The organism is Pontixanthobacter aquaemixtae (genome assembly GCF_009827395.1).
Lineage (GTDB): Bacteria > Pseudomonadota > Alphaproteobacteria > Sphingomonadales > Sphingomonadaceae > Pontixanthobacter > Pontixanthobacter aquaemixtae.
Window position 1 is genome coordinate 421771 of record NZ_WTYX01000001.1, and the last position, 16253, is coordinate 438023.

At 58.7% G+C, this 16253-nt stretch carries 19 protein-coding genes and 1 tRNA gene; 7 read left to right on the plus strand and 13 right to left on the minus strand.

Translation table 11 applies throughout. From position 1 onward, the window contains the following. Window positions 1-12: 12 nt before the first annotated feature. Entirely contained in the window at window positions 13-1014 is a 1002-nt protein-coding gene (locus tag GRI41_RS02010; protein WP_160602976.1) for a helix-turn-helix domain-containing protein, read from the plus strand. An 11-nt stretch (window positions 1015-1025) separates the two neighbouring features. Here GRI41_RS02010 and GRI41_RS02015 read toward each other — a convergent pair whose 3' ends face one another. Genes GRI41_RS02015 through argH form a run of 4 tightly spaced genes read right to left on the minus strand, consistent with a single transcriptional unit; the run spans window position 1026 to window position 4688 of the window. Beyond that, a complete protein-coding gene (locus GRI41_RS02015) occupies window positions 1026-1799 on the minus strand; it encodes a precorrin-2 dehydrogenase/sirohydrochlorin ferrochelatase family protein (RefSeq protein WP_160602977.1) in 774 nt (257 codons plus the stop codon). Next, window positions 1796-3055, minus strand: coding sequence for a diaminopimelate decarboxylase (gene lysA, locus GRI41_RS02020; protein ID WP_160602978.1), 1260 nt, complete (start codon window positions 3053-3055; stop codon window positions 1796-1798). The genes GRI41_RS02015 and lysA overlap by 4 nt, the downstream gene beginning before the upstream one ends. Window positions 3056-3060: 5 nt before the next feature. After that, window positions 3061-3303, minus strand: coding sequence for a hypothetical protein (locus GRI41_RS02025; protein WP_160602979.1), 243 nt, complete (start codon window positions 3301-3303; stop codon window positions 3061-3063). Next, window positions 3300-4688, minus strand: coding sequence for an argininosuccinate lyase (gene argH, locus GRI41_RS02030; RefSeq protein WP_160604577.1), 1389 nt, complete (start codon window positions 4686-4688; stop codon window positions 3300-3302). Before argH ends, GRI41_RS02025 begins: the two co-directional genes overlap by 4 nt. Before the next feature lie 16 nt (window positions 4689-4704). Here argH and GRI41_RS02035 point away from each other — a divergent pair, with 16 nt between their 5' ends. Further along, window positions 4705-5289 carry a TlpA family protein disulfide reductase gene (locus GRI41_RS02035; RefSeq protein WP_328600497.1) on the plus strand — a complete coding sequence of 195 codons (585 nt, stop codon included), beginning with the start codon at window positions 4705-4707 and terminating at the stop codon, window positions 5287-5289. A gap of 84 nt (window positions 5290-5373) precedes the next feature. On the opposite strand, the gene GRI41_RS02040 is transcribed toward GRI41_RS02035, so the two are convergent. Beyond that, window positions 5374-5449 (minus strand) — tRNA-Val (locus GRI41_RS02040). Window positions 5450-5550: 101 nt separating this feature from the next. On the opposite strand from GRI41_RS02040, the gene GRI41_RS02045 reads away from it, so the two are divergent. Beyond that, entirely contained in the window at window positions 5551-6531 is a 981-nt protein-coding gene (locus GRI41_RS02045; protein WP_160602980.1) for an asparaginase, read from the plus strand. Window positions 6532-6540: 9 nt separating this feature from the next. Here the strand turns inward: GRI41_RS02045 and GRI41_RS02050 are convergent, their stop codons facing one another. The 4 genes from GRI41_RS02050 to fmt form a co-directional block, all read right to left on the minus strand. Next, window positions 6541-7650 (minus strand): zinc-binding dehydrogenase, encoded by a 1110-nt coding sequence (locus tag GRI41_RS02050; protein ID WP_160602981.1) that lies wholly within the window; start codon window positions 7648-7650, stop codon window positions 6541-6543. A gap of 79 nt (window positions 7651-7729) precedes the next feature. Beyond that, window positions 7730-8479 (minus strand): tRNA pseudouridine(38-40) synthase TruA, encoded by a 750-nt coding sequence (truA, locus tag GRI41_RS02055; protein ID WP_160602982.1) that lies wholly within the window; start codon window positions 8477-8479, stop codon window positions 7730-7732. Window positions 8480-8506: 27 nt separating this feature from the next. Beyond that, window positions 8507-9001, minus strand: coding sequence for a hypothetical protein (locus GRI41_RS02060; protein WP_160602983.1), 495 nt, complete (start codon window positions 8999-9001; stop codon window positions 8507-8509). Window positions 9002-9039: 38 nt separating this feature from the next. Next, window positions 9040-9945, minus strand: coding sequence for a methionyl-tRNA formyltransferase (gene fmt / locus GRI41_RS02065; RefSeq protein WP_160602984.1), 906 nt, complete (start codon window positions 9943-9945; stop codon window positions 9040-9042). A 113-nt stretch (window positions 9946-10058) separates the two neighbouring features. Between fmt and recR the strand changes: the two genes are divergently transcribed. From recR to GRI41_RS02085, 4 genes are all read left to right on the plus strand, one after another. Beyond that, entirely contained in the window at window positions 10059-10655 is a 597-nt protein-coding gene (gene recR / locus GRI41_RS02070) for a recombination mediator RecR (RefSeq protein ID WP_160602985.1), read from the plus strand. Between the two features lie 38 nt (window positions 10656-10693). After that, complete coding sequence (def, locus tag GRI41_RS02075) at window positions 10694-11272, plus strand: peptide deformylase (protein ID WP_160602986.1); 579 nt, start codon at window positions 10694-10696, stop codon at window positions 11270-11272. Window positions 11273-11687: 415 nt separating this feature from the next. Next, a complete protein-coding gene (gene rmuC, locus GRI41_RS02080) occupies window positions 11688-13091 on the plus strand; it encodes a DNA recombination protein RmuC (RefSeq protein WP_160602987.1) in 1404 nt (467 codons plus the stop codon). Beyond that, window positions 13088-13732 (plus strand): SH3 domain-containing protein, encoded by a 645-nt coding sequence (locus tag GRI41_RS02085; RefSeq protein ID WP_160602988.1) that lies wholly within the window; start codon window positions 13088-13090, stop codon window positions 13730-13732. Before rmuC ends, GRI41_RS02085 begins: the two co-directional genes overlap by 4 nt. Here the strand turns inward: GRI41_RS02085 and GRI41_RS02090 are convergent, their stop codons facing one another. From GRI41_RS02090 to rapZ, 4 genes are all read right to left on the minus strand, one after another. Beyond that, window positions 13733-14545, minus strand: coding sequence for a TrmH family RNA methyltransferase (locus GRI41_RS02090; RefSeq protein ID WP_160602989.1), 813 nt, complete (start codon window positions 14543-14545; stop codon window positions 13733-13735). It abuts the gene before it with no gap. Next, on the minus strand, window positions 14545-14823 hold the full coding sequence (locus GRI41_RS02095; protein ID WP_160602990.1) for an HPr family phosphocarrier protein: 279 nt from the start codon (window positions 14821-14823) through the stop codon (window positions 14545-14547). Before GRI41_RS02095 ends, GRI41_RS02090 begins: the two co-directional genes overlap by 1 nt. Further along, the gene (locus GRI41_RS02100) at window positions 14820-15233 is read right to left on the minus strand and encodes a PTS sugar transporter subunit IIA (protein ID WP_160602991.1); all 414 of its coding nucleotides are present in this window, start codon (window positions 15231-15233) and stop codon (window positions 14820-14822) included. The genes GRI41_RS02095 and GRI41_RS02100 overlap by 4 nt, the downstream gene beginning before the upstream one ends. A gap of 61 nt (window positions 15234-15294) precedes the next feature. Continuing rightward, complete coding sequence (gene rapZ, locus GRI41_RS02105) at window positions 15295-16251, minus strand: RNase adapter RapZ (RefSeq protein ID WP_160602992.1); 957 nt, start codon at window positions 16249-16251, stop codon at window positions 15295-15297. Window positions 16252-16253: the final 2 nt, after the last annotated feature.

A 16253-nucleotide genomic window follows, 5' to 3' on the forward strand; every position in this document is an offset into this window, starting at 1 on the left:
GGGAGTCGGAACATGACGCAGGCAGATTTTCAATACCAACCGACAGGCGTGGTTGATGGCGCTGCCAATGACGCGGCCGGTCTGCCTTTGGTGGTGTCGATCTTTGCTGATCGCGCGCATATTCGCGACACGATTCGCGATGATGCGCTGGCCACAGGATTCCGTATGGGGCAAATTGGCACAGTGGCGGATCTGCTCGAAGGCAATGCCCAGCCGTTGGGAGAGGTTGTTATGCTCGACTGTCCGGTGGTCGATGGCGGCAAACTCGCAGCGATTGCGCGCCTTGACGAAAGAGCAGCCAATAGCGGGGCGCATCTGATCGTGTCGACTTCGGTCGATGTTTTGGACGATGTCTTCGGGTGCCTTGATCGATCAAACCCGCAGCTGATGGTCGATCCGGGTAGGGCAGAACGCGTAATTGCCCTTGGCCGAATATTATCCAAAATGCCCAATATGCGGCTGCGCGAACTTACCAATGATGACCGGCTGACATTGATCCGGCTGACCGAGCAGGTCGGGCAACTCGCGGAACGGCTAGAGAGAATGGGCGCGCGGGGCAAAGCGGCGGATGGCGGCGCCTTTCGCTTTGAATCGCCGAAGCCCGGCTTCAACAGGGAAGTGAGTGACGAGGGTTCCAAGCGATTGGTCCGCGCTGCGCGCCCCCCGCTGCCCGACCCGCGGTTGGTGCGCCGGATCATCCGCCAGCGCCAATTGCGCGCACGGTTTTTTGACGGCGAACTGTTTGCGGATCCCGCTTGGGATATTCTCCTCGACCTAACTGCGGCAAGGGTAGAGCACACGCGCGTCTCGGTGACATCGCTATGTATCGCATCGGGCGTGCCGCCGACCACCGCTTTGCGATGGATCAGCCAGATGGTCGAGGCAGGGTTGCTCGTTCGGGTTGAGGATGAAACCGACAAACGCCGTGCATTCATTGCGCTGAGTGACACGGCTGCGGACGGGATGGCGCGTTACTTTGCCGAACTTGGCAAAGATGCCGTGCGAACGGTCTGACAGGCCGATTGCTATTTGCGGCGGAGGATAATGGTCAAACCGTCGCGCTCATTCGCGTCGAATGGCAAAGTGCAGCGCAATGCATCGGCCCTTGCTCTATCCAGAATGGCAGAAGCCACTTCGGTGTCATGAAGTACCACATCTGCGGTTCCAAGGAGGCGCGCCTGACGCAGCGTCAGATCTTCGGGATTGTCACTGCTCAGCACGATCTCGATTGTCTCAGGCTTGGCGTGGGAAACATCGCCTTGAAGCCAATCCTCGACTCGATCTGGAGCGGATGGATTAAGCGGATCGAGCAAGCCGCCTTCGCCAAGTGCATCGTCCAGCGCGCGGCGCCGGTCAGACGGATCGGGGAAAGCTGACCGCATGCTTTCCCGGCCTGCAGCCAGCTTGCTTGCCAATGCCCCAAGCGATTGCGGCAACAGCTTTTCGAGACGGAGGCGCAGTTGTTTGGCCAGACCTGCCGATGCCCCTGACGTGCCAATTGCGATCAGCACCGGCTCGCGATCGAGAATGCTTGGCGTTGTGAAATCGCACAGATCGGGACGGTCGGCCACATTGACCAACAATCCCTTGTCGCGCAGGCGCTTGGCCGTGGCGCTCGCCGCTTTCTCATCCTCCAAAGCAATAAATGCCAGGCTGGCCTGATGGGCCTCTGTTTCGCTGCAGGGAATGCCCCCCGCACGTTCAACCAGCCGGCGTTTTGCTTCGCCCATTTCGCCTTCGCCGATCACGACAACCTTCTTGCCCGCGATCCGGTGAAGCAAGGGAAGCGAGCTGATCATAGCCAGTCGGGAACCGTTTCCGCGTCCATGATAGCTGCTGCCGCAAGGCGATCTGCGACAACAGCGAACTTGTCACCATCAACCAGCACTTCGGCCACAAAACCGCGCGAATTATAGCTGGAGGCCATGGTCGCGCCATAGGCGCCAGCGGTACGGAAAATCGCAAGATCGCCCGATTCAAGCGTATCCATTTCGCGGTTCATCGCGAATGTGTCGCCGGTTTCGCAAATAGGGCCGACAATATGCGACACGCTCTTCGCGCCGCTTGGCTGTACGGCCTCAATATCGTGCCACGCGCCGTACATAGCCGGGCGGGCAAGATCGTTCATCGCCGCATCGACCACGACAAAGGGGCTGGCATTGGAGCTCCGTTTAACACGTATCACGCGCGTTAGCAGCACACCGGCATTGCCTGCGATCACGCGTCCCGGTTCGAAGGACTGCGCAACATCCCAAGGCTTTGTCACGCGCGCCACCATTGCGCCATATTCGGCCGGCGAAGGCAGAATTTCGCCAGTTTTATAGGGCACTCCCAATCCGCCGCCGAGATCGGCGTGAGTGACTGTCTGACCTTGCGCGCGCAATTCTGCAATCAGATCGCCGACCTTGGCGAAAGCGGTCTCTAGCGGCTCGAGCGAAGAAAGCTGGCTTCCGATATGCACCGCAATTCCGCGCATATCGAGGCCGGGAAGCGCGGCCAACGTCGCGTAGATTTCGGCAGCGCGATGGATCGGCACACCAAATTTGTTTTCCGCTTTGCCGGTGGAGATTTTCTCATGCGTGCGTGCATCGACATCGGGGTTCACGCGCAATGCACAGCGTGCGATTTTACCATGGCGGCTCGCAATCGCGGCAAGCTCGCGGCCTTCTTCCTGCGATTCAATGTTGAATTGACCGATATCGGCTTCGAGGCCTTGAAGCAGCTCGGCATCTGTTTTGCCAACGCCGGAGAACACGATGTCTTTGGGTGCCATATCGGCTTCCAAGGCGCGGACAAGTTCGCCGCCTGATACGACATCTGCGCCATATCCTTCGCGGCTCAGCACTTTGAGCACGGCAAGGTTCGGATTGGCCTTCACGGCAAAGGCGATGTGCGGGTCTTTGACCCCGCTCAATGCCTCGCGAAAGACCCGTGCATGGCGCACCAATGTCGCGCGTGAATAGACATAGACTGGCGTGCCGACTTCTTCCGCGATGCGGGTCAGCGGAATATCCTCGGCATGCAACACGCCGTCACGAAGTTGGAAATGGTCCATCGACTTTACTCGGGCGGCGGAAGATCAAACGGGTCGTCTTCGCGCTCTTCGCTGCGGCGGCGCAGCTCTACGCTCCGCTCTGGCGCGGCTTGCGGATCGGGGGTCAGCAGTTCCTGTGCATTGGGCGGGGCTTCGGCGCCGGTTGGCGCGACGGGCAAGCTGCTGCCTTCGGGAGGCGTCAATTCACCAGTCTGTGCGCAGGCACCCAAGGCAAACAAGCCGACAACTGGCAATAATCCGCGTATCATGCTGTCGCTCCATCATTCAGGCCCAGCGCTTTGCGCGCAGCTGCGACTTGCTGCTTTACCTGTTCGGGCGCGGTTCCGCCATAGGATGCGCGCGCCGCGACCGATGCTTCGACCGATAGAGCTGAATAAACGCCATCATCAATCCGTTCATCGATAGCTTGGAGCTCGTCCAGCGAAAGCTCGTCCAGCGCGACACCTTTTTGCTCCGCCAGTTTGACCGCTGCACCGGTTATGTGATGCGCCTCGCGGAACGGGATATCGGCTTCGGTCACCAGCCAATCTGCAAGGTCGGTTGCCGTGGCATAGCCCAGCTCGGCAGCCTCGCGCATGCGGTTGGTGTTGAAAGTGCTGTCTGCAACCATACCGGTCATCGCCGCAATCGACAGCGCCAGCAGACCAGCCGCTTCGAACACCGGCGGTTTGTCGTCCTGCATATCCTTCGAATATGCCAGCGGCAGGCCCTTCATCGTAACCATCAGTGCGGTGGTGGATCCGATGACACGCCCGGCATGCCCGCGCACAAGCTCGGCTGCATCAGGGTTTTTCTTCTGCGGCATGATCGAACTGCCCGTCGAAAGGCTGTCCGCCATTCGCACGAAACCGAAGGGCTGGCTTGCCCAGATGATGAACTCCTCGGCAAGGCGCGAGAGGTGCAGTGCAATCTGGCTGGCTGCCATCAGATAATCGAGCGCGAAATCGCGATCGGATACTGCATCGAGACTGTTGGCAGTTGGCCGGTCGAATTGGAGCGCAGCCGATGTCACATCGCGGTCTATCGGGAATCCGGTTCCCGCCAATGCGGCTGAACCCAGCGGGCTTTCATTCATCCGCATCCGCGCGTCGGCCAGCCGCGAACGGTCACGCCGCAGCATTTCGTAATAGGCCATCAGATGATGCCCCAAAGTGACTGGCTGCGCGGTCTGCAAATGGGTGAATCCGGGCATTATGCTGTCCGCATGCGCACCGGCCTGCGTAACCAGCGCGCGCTGCAAAGCTGCCAATCCGTCATCGGTCTGGTCAATCGCCGTTCGCACCCATAATTTGAAATCGGTTGCCACCTGATCGTTGCGGCTTCGCGCGGTGTGAAGCCGCCCCGCAACCGGACCGATCAATTCGGCGAGCCGGCTTTCTGTGGTCATGTGAATGTCTTCGAGATCCCAATCTTCCGGGACCCCGTCTGCTTCATATTCCGCAGCGACACGGTCCAGCCCTTCACAAATTGTCTTGGCATCTTCGGCACTGACGATTCCTTGCGCGCCCAACATCGTGACATGCGCTTTGCTGGCAGCGATGTCTTGGCGCCACAGCGCCTTGTCGAACGGGATAGAGGCGTTGATTTCGCGCATGATAGCGCTAGGTCCCTCAGCGAACCTACCGCCCCACATCTGATTGGAGCCTGCTGTGTTGTTACCGTCTTCGCTCACGCGCACTGCCTTGATGCTTGCCGGATTGTCTCTGGCTTTGAGCGCCTGCGATAGTGGGGCAGAGGCTCCGGGGCAAGAACAGGCCGATTTGGCAGCGCAGAAGGCCAGCTTGTCGGGAGAGATTGATGATAGCCGCGCGGGTGACCTGATGCCCGCGATCAATGTCAGCGATCCCGATGGGAAGAAGATCAATCTGGGCGCACTGCAAGGGCAGCCGGTTTTGCTCAATCTGTGGGCGACCTGGTGCCCGCCATGCAAGGTGGAAATGCCGATGCTGAACGCGCTCGCCGCGGAAAATTCAGACTCGCTGAGAGTGATCGTTGTCAGTCAGGAATTATCCAAACCGGAAAATGTCCTGGCCTTCTTCCAGCAAAAGCAGCTCGACAATCTTCACCCGTGGATGGATCCGGAAGGGCTGATCGGCAAAGCGCTGGGTGCGAATGTGCTTCCGATAACTGTCCTGTATGACGCATCCGGCCGCGAGATTTGGCGCGTGCAAGGCGAATATGATTGGTCGAGCGCGGAAACGCAGGAGGCGATTGCGGCGGCTTTGGCTGAATGACCAAGGAAAGTTGTTTACCCTCCCTTGCGGTCGGGAGCATTTTGGCCAAATTCATCCCCCGGATGAATTTGCGTCTCAAAATGCTGGTGGGCGATGACAGGCTCGAACTGCCGACCCTCTCGGTGTAAACGAGATGCTCTACCAACTGAGCTAATCGCCCGATCCGTGTTCGGAAGCGCTCTAATAGCGTCCATAAGTGCAAAAGCAATTACCAATATGGAATTCTTTGTGCCTTTTTCGACTCCGCGCTAAGGGCGCGGCATGGCTCAAGGTTATATTTCCATCTTCGCAACCGGCGGTACGATTGCGGGAATCGCGGGGTCAGCGACACGGCGCGACTATCGGCCGGGACAGATTGGGATCGACCAATTTCTCGATTCGCTGGCCGAACTGGACCTTGGGGTTGAACTGCGCGGGCAGCAATTCGCCAATATCGGATCGGAAGATATCGGCCCGGAGCTGTGGCAGAGGCTGCATGATGCAGCGCTGGCCGCGATGGAAGACGGCGATTGCCAGGGCGTGGTTATAACGCATGGCACTGACACCGCTGAAGAAACCGCATTTCTGCTCGATCAAACGCTACCCACTGCAAAGCCGGTTATTTTGGTCGGAGCAATGCGGCCTGCCGATGCAGTTGGAAGCGACGGACTGCGCAATTTCGCCAATGCAGTACGCGTCGCCAGCGATCCGCAAGCTGCGGGGCGGGGCGTTGTGCTGGTGATGAGCGACCGCATTTTTGCCGCTCGCGATGCGCGCAAGGCGCACACCGAAATGACCGACGCGTTCAAAGGCTTTCCGCGCGGCCCGATCGGCCATGTCACGCCAACTTCTCTCGAATGGTTTGGCCCCGCCTGGCGTGTGGGTGAGGGCTCGCGCTATGAATTCCATCTTGATATGCCGAAAGTATCGATCCTCTATGCCTATGCCGGAATGTCGGCAGACAACGTCAAGCAGGCGGTAGAAGGCGGCGCGAAGGGAATTGTGCTGGCTGGCTTCGGCCACGGCAACGCGCCGCGCGCAATCCGCGATGCGCTGGCCCAAGTGGTGGCCCAGGGCGTGCCGGTTGTTCGCGCGTCGCGGGTGGACGAAGGATTGGTCGATCGCGAGCCCGAAGATGACAGCGCAAATTTCGTTGCTGCACGCGCGCTCGGCCCTGCGCGCGCACGGATATTGCTGCAATTGCTGCTGGCAAACGGGATCAGCGATCCGGCTCGGATTCAGGATGAATTTAGCCGGCGATAACGCGGTGAGTTAGCCCCAAGGCGTGACCAGATATTTCTCGCCGGTTTTCATGGCGCGATAATCAAGCACGGCATCTTTCTCCAGCATTTGCTCAAGGTTGACCTTGGCTTTGTAGCTGCTGGCAAAAGTGGTGGTGAGGTTGTCGAGAACGCGCTGGCGCATGCGCATGACCGTTTCCATGCCCGCATTGGCAAGGAACGGCGTCAGCAGCCAGCCGGACAGCGTCCAGCCAAAACCGTAGCTTGGCGTCAGGATCGTAGGGCCAAGGTCCAGACGGCCATAGATAAACATCCGCTTTTCCTGATTCGACCCGTAACGATTATACTCGGTCATCTTGCTGACCGCGACTTGCTCCATCGCTTTGAACACAGTGTCGGTCGCTTGGCCCCCGCCGATTGGGTCAAAGCCATAGAACGCATCGGTTTCGTCAATCGCGGTGCGCAGCTGTTTCATAAAATCATCGTCGGATGAATTGACGACATATTTCGCGCCAAGCCCTTTGAGCATTTCGACATGCTCTGCCTTGCGCACGATATTGACCAGATTGATGTCGTCTTCCTGACAGATCTTGATTAGCATCTGACCCAGATTGGATGCTGCCGCGGTGTGGATGATGGATTTCTTGCCATCCATCTTGGCGTTTTCGACAAAGCCGAGTGCGGTCATCGGATTGACAAAGGCGCTGGCCCCATCCTCGGATGAGTGATCACCCAGCGGCACACACATCGCAGCATCGGCGATGCAATATTGACTGTAAGCACTGCCCGGTACGCAGGCGACACGCTGCCCGTCGAGCGCTTTGGCCATATCGCTGTCGCCGGTCGCGACCACGGTGCCTGCGCCTTCATTGCCGGCTGGCAGCTTTTGACCATGACGCGCTTTTGCGCCCGAATTGAATGGTTCGGGCATCTTGGCGACAAATTTCCCCGGCGTGTATTCGGCATTTTCAAGGTCCGCCGCGCTGGTCAGGATGGCGAGGTCCGATGGATTGATCGGCGCAGCTTCCATTTTGACCAGAACCTGGTTTCCTGTGGGTTCGGGGAAAGTCACTTCCTCGACTCCAACCGTCAATGTGCCGTCGCTGGTGAGGGTGGTGAATAGCTGCTTGCCGGTTGTCATCTGGTACTCTCCATAAATTTGGTGATCGCGGACCGATGCCGCGCTTGGTCACTTAGCTAGCTACGCCGCAGCAGCTTGGCTAGGTTTCATTTGGATACTTAGCTGCAACGAAATAGAGACCGTGCGGCGGGGCATTACGGCCGAGTGCCTGCCGGTCTTTGGCCTCCAACGCGTCTTTTAGGCGCGCCTTGGACCATCGGCCCATCCCAACATAGGCAAGGCAGCCGACCATCGAGCGGACTTGATGGTGCAGGAAGCTAAGCGCCTCTGCCTCGATATAGACCCATTCGCCCTCTCGCCGGACATCCAGCCTGTCGAGCGTTTTGACCGGGCTTTTCGCCTGACAGTTTACCGACCGGAAGGTGGTGAAATCATGCTGCCCGACCAGCAACTGAGCCGCATCGTGCATGGCCGCTTCGTCAAGCTCTTGCGGCACCTGCCACGCACGATTGCGCTCTACCGTCAGCGGCGCCCGGCGGTTGCAAATGCGGTAGAGATAGCTGCGCCCAACGCAGTCAAACCGCGCGTGCCAATCGTCGGGTTTCACCTCGATATGCGTGACCGCAACCGGATGCGGGCGGAGCTGCGCATTGATCGCTTCCATTACGCGAAACGGCGTCAGTCCGGTGTCCACATCGACATGGCTGCGCATTCCGTAAGCATGCACGCCCGCATCGGTTCGCCCGGCCGACTGCATCCGCACCTCCTGCCCGGAAAAAGCGAGCACGGCTTCTTCGACGGCTTGCTGGACGCTTGGCCCATGCTTCTGCCGCTGCAGCCCCATGAAGGGAGTGCCGTCAAATTCCAGAGTGAGCGCGAAACGGGTCATGCGTGGTAAACCGGGCAGCAAACCCGGTCAGTCGATTGTCACGCCTTCGGGGAATGGGCCGCTTTCGCATTGGAAAGTGAATTCTTCAACGCCGCTGGTGTCTGAGGTGAGCCGCTTCTCCATCGTCAGCGTCTCGATATCGAGCAGCATCTGGTTCACCGCACCGCTGGCTGTTTCGAAATACAGGCCGACCTTTTCGCCCTGCCAGCCCAGGCCGCAGCCCGGCTGCCCCGGATCGCACATATCGCGGGCGAAGTTCTGCATCCGCGAATAGCTTTTCACTGCGCCGTCGGTGATCAGGAAGAACTGGGTCGAGGTGATGCCATTGTCCTGTTTTTCGGTACAAGTGATGAATTGGTCGTCCACCGGCTGGCTGCGCGTTGCGGCCAAGCTTTCCACCGTGACTGCCGCAGCACCGGACAGCGCATCACCACTGTTTCCATCCACTTGCGCGTCTTCACCAGAGGCCGAGCATGATGCCAGCCCGATCAGACCCAAAGTCAAAGCCGTGGTGCGATACATATTCGTTTCTCCTCAAGACAATCTAAGATATCAATTCACTAGCGCAGCGAAACGCCCGATGCGATTGTTTGCCCGCGCAGGAAATCCGCAGCGTCCATCTGCGGCTTGCCGGCACGCTGGATTCGCGCAATGCGCAGCGCCTTTGTCCCGCAGGCGACTGTCAGGCAATCGTCCAGAGTGACGCCAGCTTCCCCTTCCGCATCAACCACTTCTGCTTTCAACAGCTTGACCCGTTCACCTTCCAGTTCAAACCATGCGCCGGGGAATGGGGCAAGGCCGCGGATTTTCCGTTCGATCACCTGCGCGGGTTCGTTCCAGTCGATGCGCGCTTCGGCCTTGTCGATCTTGGGCGCATGCGTTGCCTCGCTGTCGTCTTGCGGGACGGGAGTGTGGTTCTTCAATTCGCGCAAAGTGCCAACCATCAGTTGCGCGCCCAGCTCGGCCAGTTCCTCGGTCAATTCGCCGGTGGTCTTGTCCTCTATGGGGGTTCGCAACATTGCCAGCATCGGGCCGGTGTCCAATCCTGCTTCCATCTGCATGATGGTAACGCCCGTGCCCGGATCGCCCGCCATGATCGCGCGGTGGATAGGGGCGGCGCCTCTCCAACGCGGCAGGATAGAGGCATGGACATTGAGGCAGCCGTGCTCTGGAATGTCGAGAACCGCCTGTGGCAGGATCATCCCATAGGCCGCGACCACGGCGATATCGGGCTTGAGTGCGGCGAAGCCTTCCTGTTCTTCCGCCTTCTTGAGCGAGGTCGGGCAACGGACTTCGATGCCCAGTTCCTCCGCTTTGATCTGCACGGGCGAGGGCTGCAATTTCTTTCCCCGCCCTGCGCGGCGCGGCGGCTGGGTGTAGACAGCGACAATCTCATGCGCGGCCTCGTGCAGAGCGGTCAAAGTCGGCACCGCAAAATCCGGCGTCCCCATGAAAATAATGCGCATTCTAGAAAAACCCGTTCACCCTGATCCTGTCGAAGGGTTGTCCTTACTTTTATTCCGAGCAAAAGAAAGGGCAGGGCTTCGACAAGCTCAGCCCAAGCGGATATTGGGTCACAATGGCATCGCAAGAGATCGAGACATTGGCATCGGCATTGGCGCGGCTTCCCGGATTGGGACCGCGTTCGGCGCGGCGCGCGGTGTTGTGGTTGGTCAAGCGCCGCGAAAATGCACTCGGGCCGCTTCTCGATGCACTGGAGGCGGTGCGCGACAAGCTGGTCGAATGTGAAATTTGCCACAATGTCGACACGCAAAACCCCTGCGGCATCTGCGCCGACCCGCGCCGCGATCAGCGGTCGCTTTGCGTGGTGGAAGATGTCTCCGACCTGTGGGCGCTCGACAGGGCAAAGCTGTTTACCGGGCGCTATCACGTGCTGGGCGGAAAGCTATCGGCGATGGACGGCGTGCGGCCGGAAGATCTGAATATCGGTTCGCTGCTGGAGCGGGTTGATGCGGGCGAAATTGACGAGATTGTGCTGGCGATGAATGCCACTTTGGAAGGGCAAACCACCGCACATTATATCGCCGAACGGCTGGAGCAGCATCCGGTGCGCATTACCCAACTGGCGCACGGACTGCCGGTGGGCGGCGAACTGGATTATCTGGACGAGGGCACTCTGGCGCAGGCGCTCAGGGCGCGGAGGCCGGTGGACTAAGCTTGCAGCAGCGTACAACGCGCACTAAGTGAACCCGCATGGCTATACGCGAAATTCTTGAAGTGCCGGACCCCCGGCTGAAAACCGTCTCGACCCCCGTCACCGAGTTTGATGACGAGCTGAAAACGCTGGTCGAGGATATGTTCGAGACGATGTATGACGCGCCCGGTATCGGTCTTGCGGCGATTCAGGTGGGCGTGCCCAAGCGGGTGCTGGTCATCGATCTGCAAGAGCCGGATATGGATGCCGAACCGGAGGAATGCGGCCACGATCACGGCGACGGGAAAGGCGCGCACAAACACTATCCGATCAAGCGGGAGCCGCGCGTTTTCGTCAATCCGGAAATCCTTGATCCGGCAGAGGAGCTGGCGACCTATCAGGAAGGCTGCCTTTCGGTTCCTGAAATCTACGCCGATGTCGATCGTCCGGAAACGTGCAAAGTCCGTTACCAGGATCTGGACGGCAAGACGCATGAGGAAAAACTCGACGGTTTGATGGCGACTTGCATCCAGCACGAGATGGATCACCTCGAAGGTATCCTGTTTATCGACCATCTCAGCCGTTTGAAAAAGCAGATGGCGCTGAAAAAGCTAAAGAAACTGCGCAAAGCCGCCTGATTCGTTTTCACAAAAATCACCGCCAATCCGCCCGGATCGGGCGGGTTAGTTGATGAAGTACATCCGCTGCGCCGCATCCATGGGCGTGTATTTGCGGCTGTTTATTTCTGACGATGAGAAAGAGCTGCAGCGAAGCTAGCGGCGCTTTGGCCTGTAGGAAAATGGTTTGTGAATGCGCCGCGTTCCGGCTATGTTCTGGGCATGGATTGCATTGGAGTAGTCACCGGCTAGGCCATCGATCTCCTCAGAATCACGCGCTAATAGCGCCGCCAGCCTCTGTCATTCCCGCGAAAGCGGGAATCCAGAAAACCGCGCGCTAGGCCATCCTAGGTTCCCGCCTTCGCGGGAATGACGAATATGTGTGTATCGGCAGTATCCCCTAGCGTTCTTGCTCCGTTCCGCTTAAACTAGGCGGATGGATAGCACTCTAGTTTCAATTCTCATTTTGCTCTTTGGCTTAGTCGTGGGCGGCGGCGCAGGCTGGTTTTTCGGCTCACGACCCGTGGCCGAATGGCGCGAGCGCTTTGCCGAGCGTGATGTTGAAGCGAAGGACGCAACTGAGAAAGTCAGCCGGATGGCGCCTGAGTTGGCGACTATGAGCGACCGTGCGGCGCGCGCGGATGGGCTTGCAGCGCAACTCGATTCTGCCCGCGAAGAGCTGACCGGCTTGAAAGCACAGGCTGCTGGCTTTGCCGAGCAGAAACGTCTGCTCGAAGAATCACGCGAGAAGCTGCTTAAAGAGTTTGAAAGCACGGGCGCACGGGTGCTTGGAAAGGCTCAGGAAGCATTCCTCAATCGTGCGAATGAGCGATTCAAACAATCTGAGAACGAGGGAGAAGCAAAAATAAAGGCGTTGCTTCAGCCTGTTGAAGAATCTCTCGGTCGGTATGAAAAGTCAGTCAAAGAGATCGAGGCAGATCGTAAAAAGGAATACGGCAATATCTCGAGTCTGATTGATCAAGTTAGGCTAGGCCAAGAAGCGGTGAAGCTCGAAGCTTCCAATATAGTTAGTTCGTTGAGAGCCGCTCCGAAAACAAGTGGCCGTTGGGGAGAGCAGCAGTTCGAGAACCTGCTCGACATGGCTGGCCTTTCGAAGTTCACGGATTACCAGTCAGAGGTATCGGTCCGATCGGATGATGGCCTTTTACGGCCGGATTTTGTCATAAACCTACCTGGCGGGCGTCAGCTCATCGTCGATATAAAGTGCCCATTAGATGCGTATCTGTCGGCGACTGATTTGCTCGACCCTACCGAGAGAAAGGCGGGGTTCAAAAGATATTCCGACACAGTTTGGGGGCATGCCAGTGCGCTTTCGAAGAAGTCCTACTGGTCTCAGTTCAAGGACGCGCCAGACTTTGTAATTCTCTACATTCCAGGCGACAACTTTCACTCGGCTGCGTTGGAGCATCGCCCAACGATGTGGGAGGAAGCTGCTAAGAACCGTGTAATCATTTCAGGCCCTGCCACTTTCCTCCCGTTGGCCCGAACAATTGCCTCGATGTGGGATCAGGAAAAACTGACAGACAAAGCTCAGGAAATCATCGATTTGGGTCGCGAGCTTCACCACAATCTGTCGTTGATGACCGAACGAATTCGTACACTTGGTAGCCGTATCGATGGCACGGCAAAAGCATATAACGACTTTATCAAAAGTGCTGATGGCAAGGTTATTTTGGGTGCCCGCAAGTTGGAAGATCTGAATCTTACAAAAAGCGAGAAAAGATTAGGCTCTTTCGATCCAGTGGAAACAGAAGCGCGCTCTTTGGCACGCATTTCTGCGGATAATTCTATAAACAATGATGATGAGGCTGCGGGATGAAAGTTGCACTTGTCTTGGCACCGCTGCTCTTGGCGGTTCTGCCGGTATCGGCTGCTGTTGCAGAGGAACCCGCCGGCCCCTTGGCGCCGCGCAATCTGTGCGGATCGTTGCCCGGATTTGCCGCATTTGAAACCAAGCTGAAGGATGCAATTGCGCGGCGCGATGCCGATTTGCTGATGCAACTGGCGAGCGAGGATGTGGCGCTCGATTTCGGCGGCGGCGCGGGCAAGCAGATGTGGCGGGATCGGCTGGACGGCGAATATAACAACTGGTCCGATCTGGCCGGTACAGTGGCGCTTGGCTGCGACCGCAGCGCACAGGCAGACAGCGCTGCCTACCCTTATTTCTGGTCAAACCACCAAGGCAATGGCGATCCCTATGCCGCGATGCTGGTGACCGGCAATAATGTGTTGCTGCGTTCGGGCCCGTCGCCGCATGCGCGCGTGAAGGGGCGCGTTTCGTGGAATTGGGTGACCGGTGGCTACGAAGCGCCGGTCAACGGATATCACAAGGTCACCACGCTGTCGGGTCAGACGGGCTATATGGCCGAGCCTTATCTGCGCAGCCTGATCGATTTCCGACTGATCGTTTCCAACACCGATGACGGGTGGAAAATCACCGCATTCATTGCCGGCGATTGATTATTTCTCCACCGCTGCCAGCACTTCATAGGCCAGCACCGCGCCCGCAACCGCCGCGTTGAGGCTGTCCGCGCGGCCTTTCATCGGCATGGTCACGCGCAGATCGCATTCACCTTCATAGGCTTCGGGAAGCCCGCGCGATTCATTGCCGACCAGCACGAAACACGGGGCGTTATAGGGCGCGCCGCGATAATCCACTGCATCGCGCAGGCTGGCCGCGACCAGCTGCCCATCCGCGCCGCGCAGCCACGGGACAAATTCATCCCAAGTCGCGCGGCCAATCTGCTGGGTAAACACCGCGCCCATGCTCGCGCGCACGGCTTCCATCGAAAACGGATCGGCGCAATCATCAATCAGGATCAATCCGCCGGCGCCCACCGCATCGCAGGTGCGCAGCATTGTCCCGAGATTGCCCGGATCGCGCAGCGCCTGCGCCACCATCCAGATATCGCCCCGGCTGCGATCGAGAGCGCCCAGCGACGTATCGAATTCGGCAAACATGCCGACAACCGCCTGGGCGTTGTCCTTACCGGTGATCTTGGTCAGAATATCGGGGGTGGTTTCGATGATATCGCCGCCATTGCCCGCAACCGCCGCTTCCAATTCATCGAGCAGCGGATGTGCATCGCGTTTGCCCGCCATCACCAGCGTTTCGGGCAATCTTCCGCATTCGCGTGCATCGGTCAGCAGGCGCAATCCTTCGGCGAGAAATTTGCCTTCGCGTTTGCGGTGTTTCTTGTCGCGCAGATTGCGCAGATATTTGACGGTCGGGTTGGAAAACCCGGTAATCTCCCGCCGTTCAATAGCGGACATTATTCCTCGCCAAATCCGTCGCTGATCAGCGCGCTCAGATCCTCTAACACCGCTTCGCAATTGTCGCCCGATACGATCAGTTCGATTGTGTCGCCCTTGGCCGCGCCCAGCATCATCAGCCCAAGGATAGAACCGCCCGCCGCCTCGGTACCGTCTTTGGAAATTTTCACGCTGACAGCATCGGGCAATTCGGCGACCACACCAACGAATTTGGCGCTGGCGCGCGCGTGCAGCCCGCGCTGGTTGACGATTTCAAGAGTGCGGCGATGTTCGCTCATGATGCATTCGCCTCCTGCCCGAGGAATTCCGAAGCGATGGTGATGTAATTTTGACCTGCATCGCGCGCGGCCACAACCGTATCGCGCAGATCGTATTTTTCCCGCGCACCGGCAAGGCGGATCAGCATGGGCAAATTGATCCCGGCGATCACTTCGACCGTGCCCGCTTCCATCAGCGATATCGCCAGGTTGGAAGGGGTTCCGCCGAACAGATCGGTCAGGATCGCTACGCCTTCGCCGCTGTTCACTTTGGCGATGGCATCGGCGATTTGCGCGCGGCGTTCTTCCATGTCGTCATTGGGGCCGATGCAAACCGTTGCCACGGCTTCCTGTTTGCCCACGACATGTTCCATCGCATGGACGAATTCGTCGGCCAGATTGCCATGGGTCACAAGGATTATCCCGATCATAGAGGCGCCATCTGTCCTGAATTGCGCCGCTGTGCAAGGGCCAGGGTGTTAATCGACCGTATCACGCCTGCGGTCCCTCGATCTCGTCCGCCGCGCGCGATCCCAGATTGCGATGCAGAACGGTCGGCGCGAATCCTTGTTCGGTCAATTCTTCGGCCATTTGCGACGCGGTGAAAACCGAACGGTGCCTGCCGCCGGTGCAGCCGAAAGCGATATTGACGTAGCTTTTGCCCTGCGCCTGATAACGCGGCAGCAAAGTCAGCAGCAATTGGCGGATCTGGTCAAACGCGGTTTGGAAGGCCGGGTCTTGGCGGATATGCGCGCCCACCGCCTCATCCAGGCCGGTCTGCTCGCGCAAATGTTCTATCCAATGCGGATTGTCGAGAAACCGCATATCGAACACCAGATCGGCCAGCGGCGGAGTTCCCCTGGCAAAGCCGAAGCTGGAAATAATCACCGACATATCCTGCGGCGCGGTCTGCGCGAATTGTTCGCGGATCGATTGCTGCAACTGGTTGCTGGCGAAAGTGCTGGTGTCGATCACCGCATCGGCCCAGCGGCGCAAAGGTTCCAGCAATTCGCGCTCTGCCTGGATACCGACGCGCACGGGGCGTTCCTGCGCCATCGGGTGGCGGCGGCGCGTTTCGTTGTAGCGCCGCTCCAGCTCGCCGCTGTTACAGTCCAGAAACAAGGTGGTGATGAGCAGATCTTCGCGCGCGGACAGATCTTTCACCAATTCGATAATGTCCTGCGGGACAAAACCGCGCGTGCGCGAATCAAAGCCGATGGCCAGCGGTGACTTCTGCCCGTCGCTGTCGGCCTGGCCGATCAACCCGCCCAGCAGGCGGATCGGGAAATTGTCGATCGCTTCCCAGCCGAGATCTTCCAGCACGCGCAAGGCGGTCGTCTTGCCCGCGCCGGACAAGCCGGTGACCAGCAGAATCCGTTGCCGCGGATCGACGGGCAACGGCTCGATTGGGGAGGGCTCGGTCGGGGAAGGGGGCGAATCGCTGCTCATGC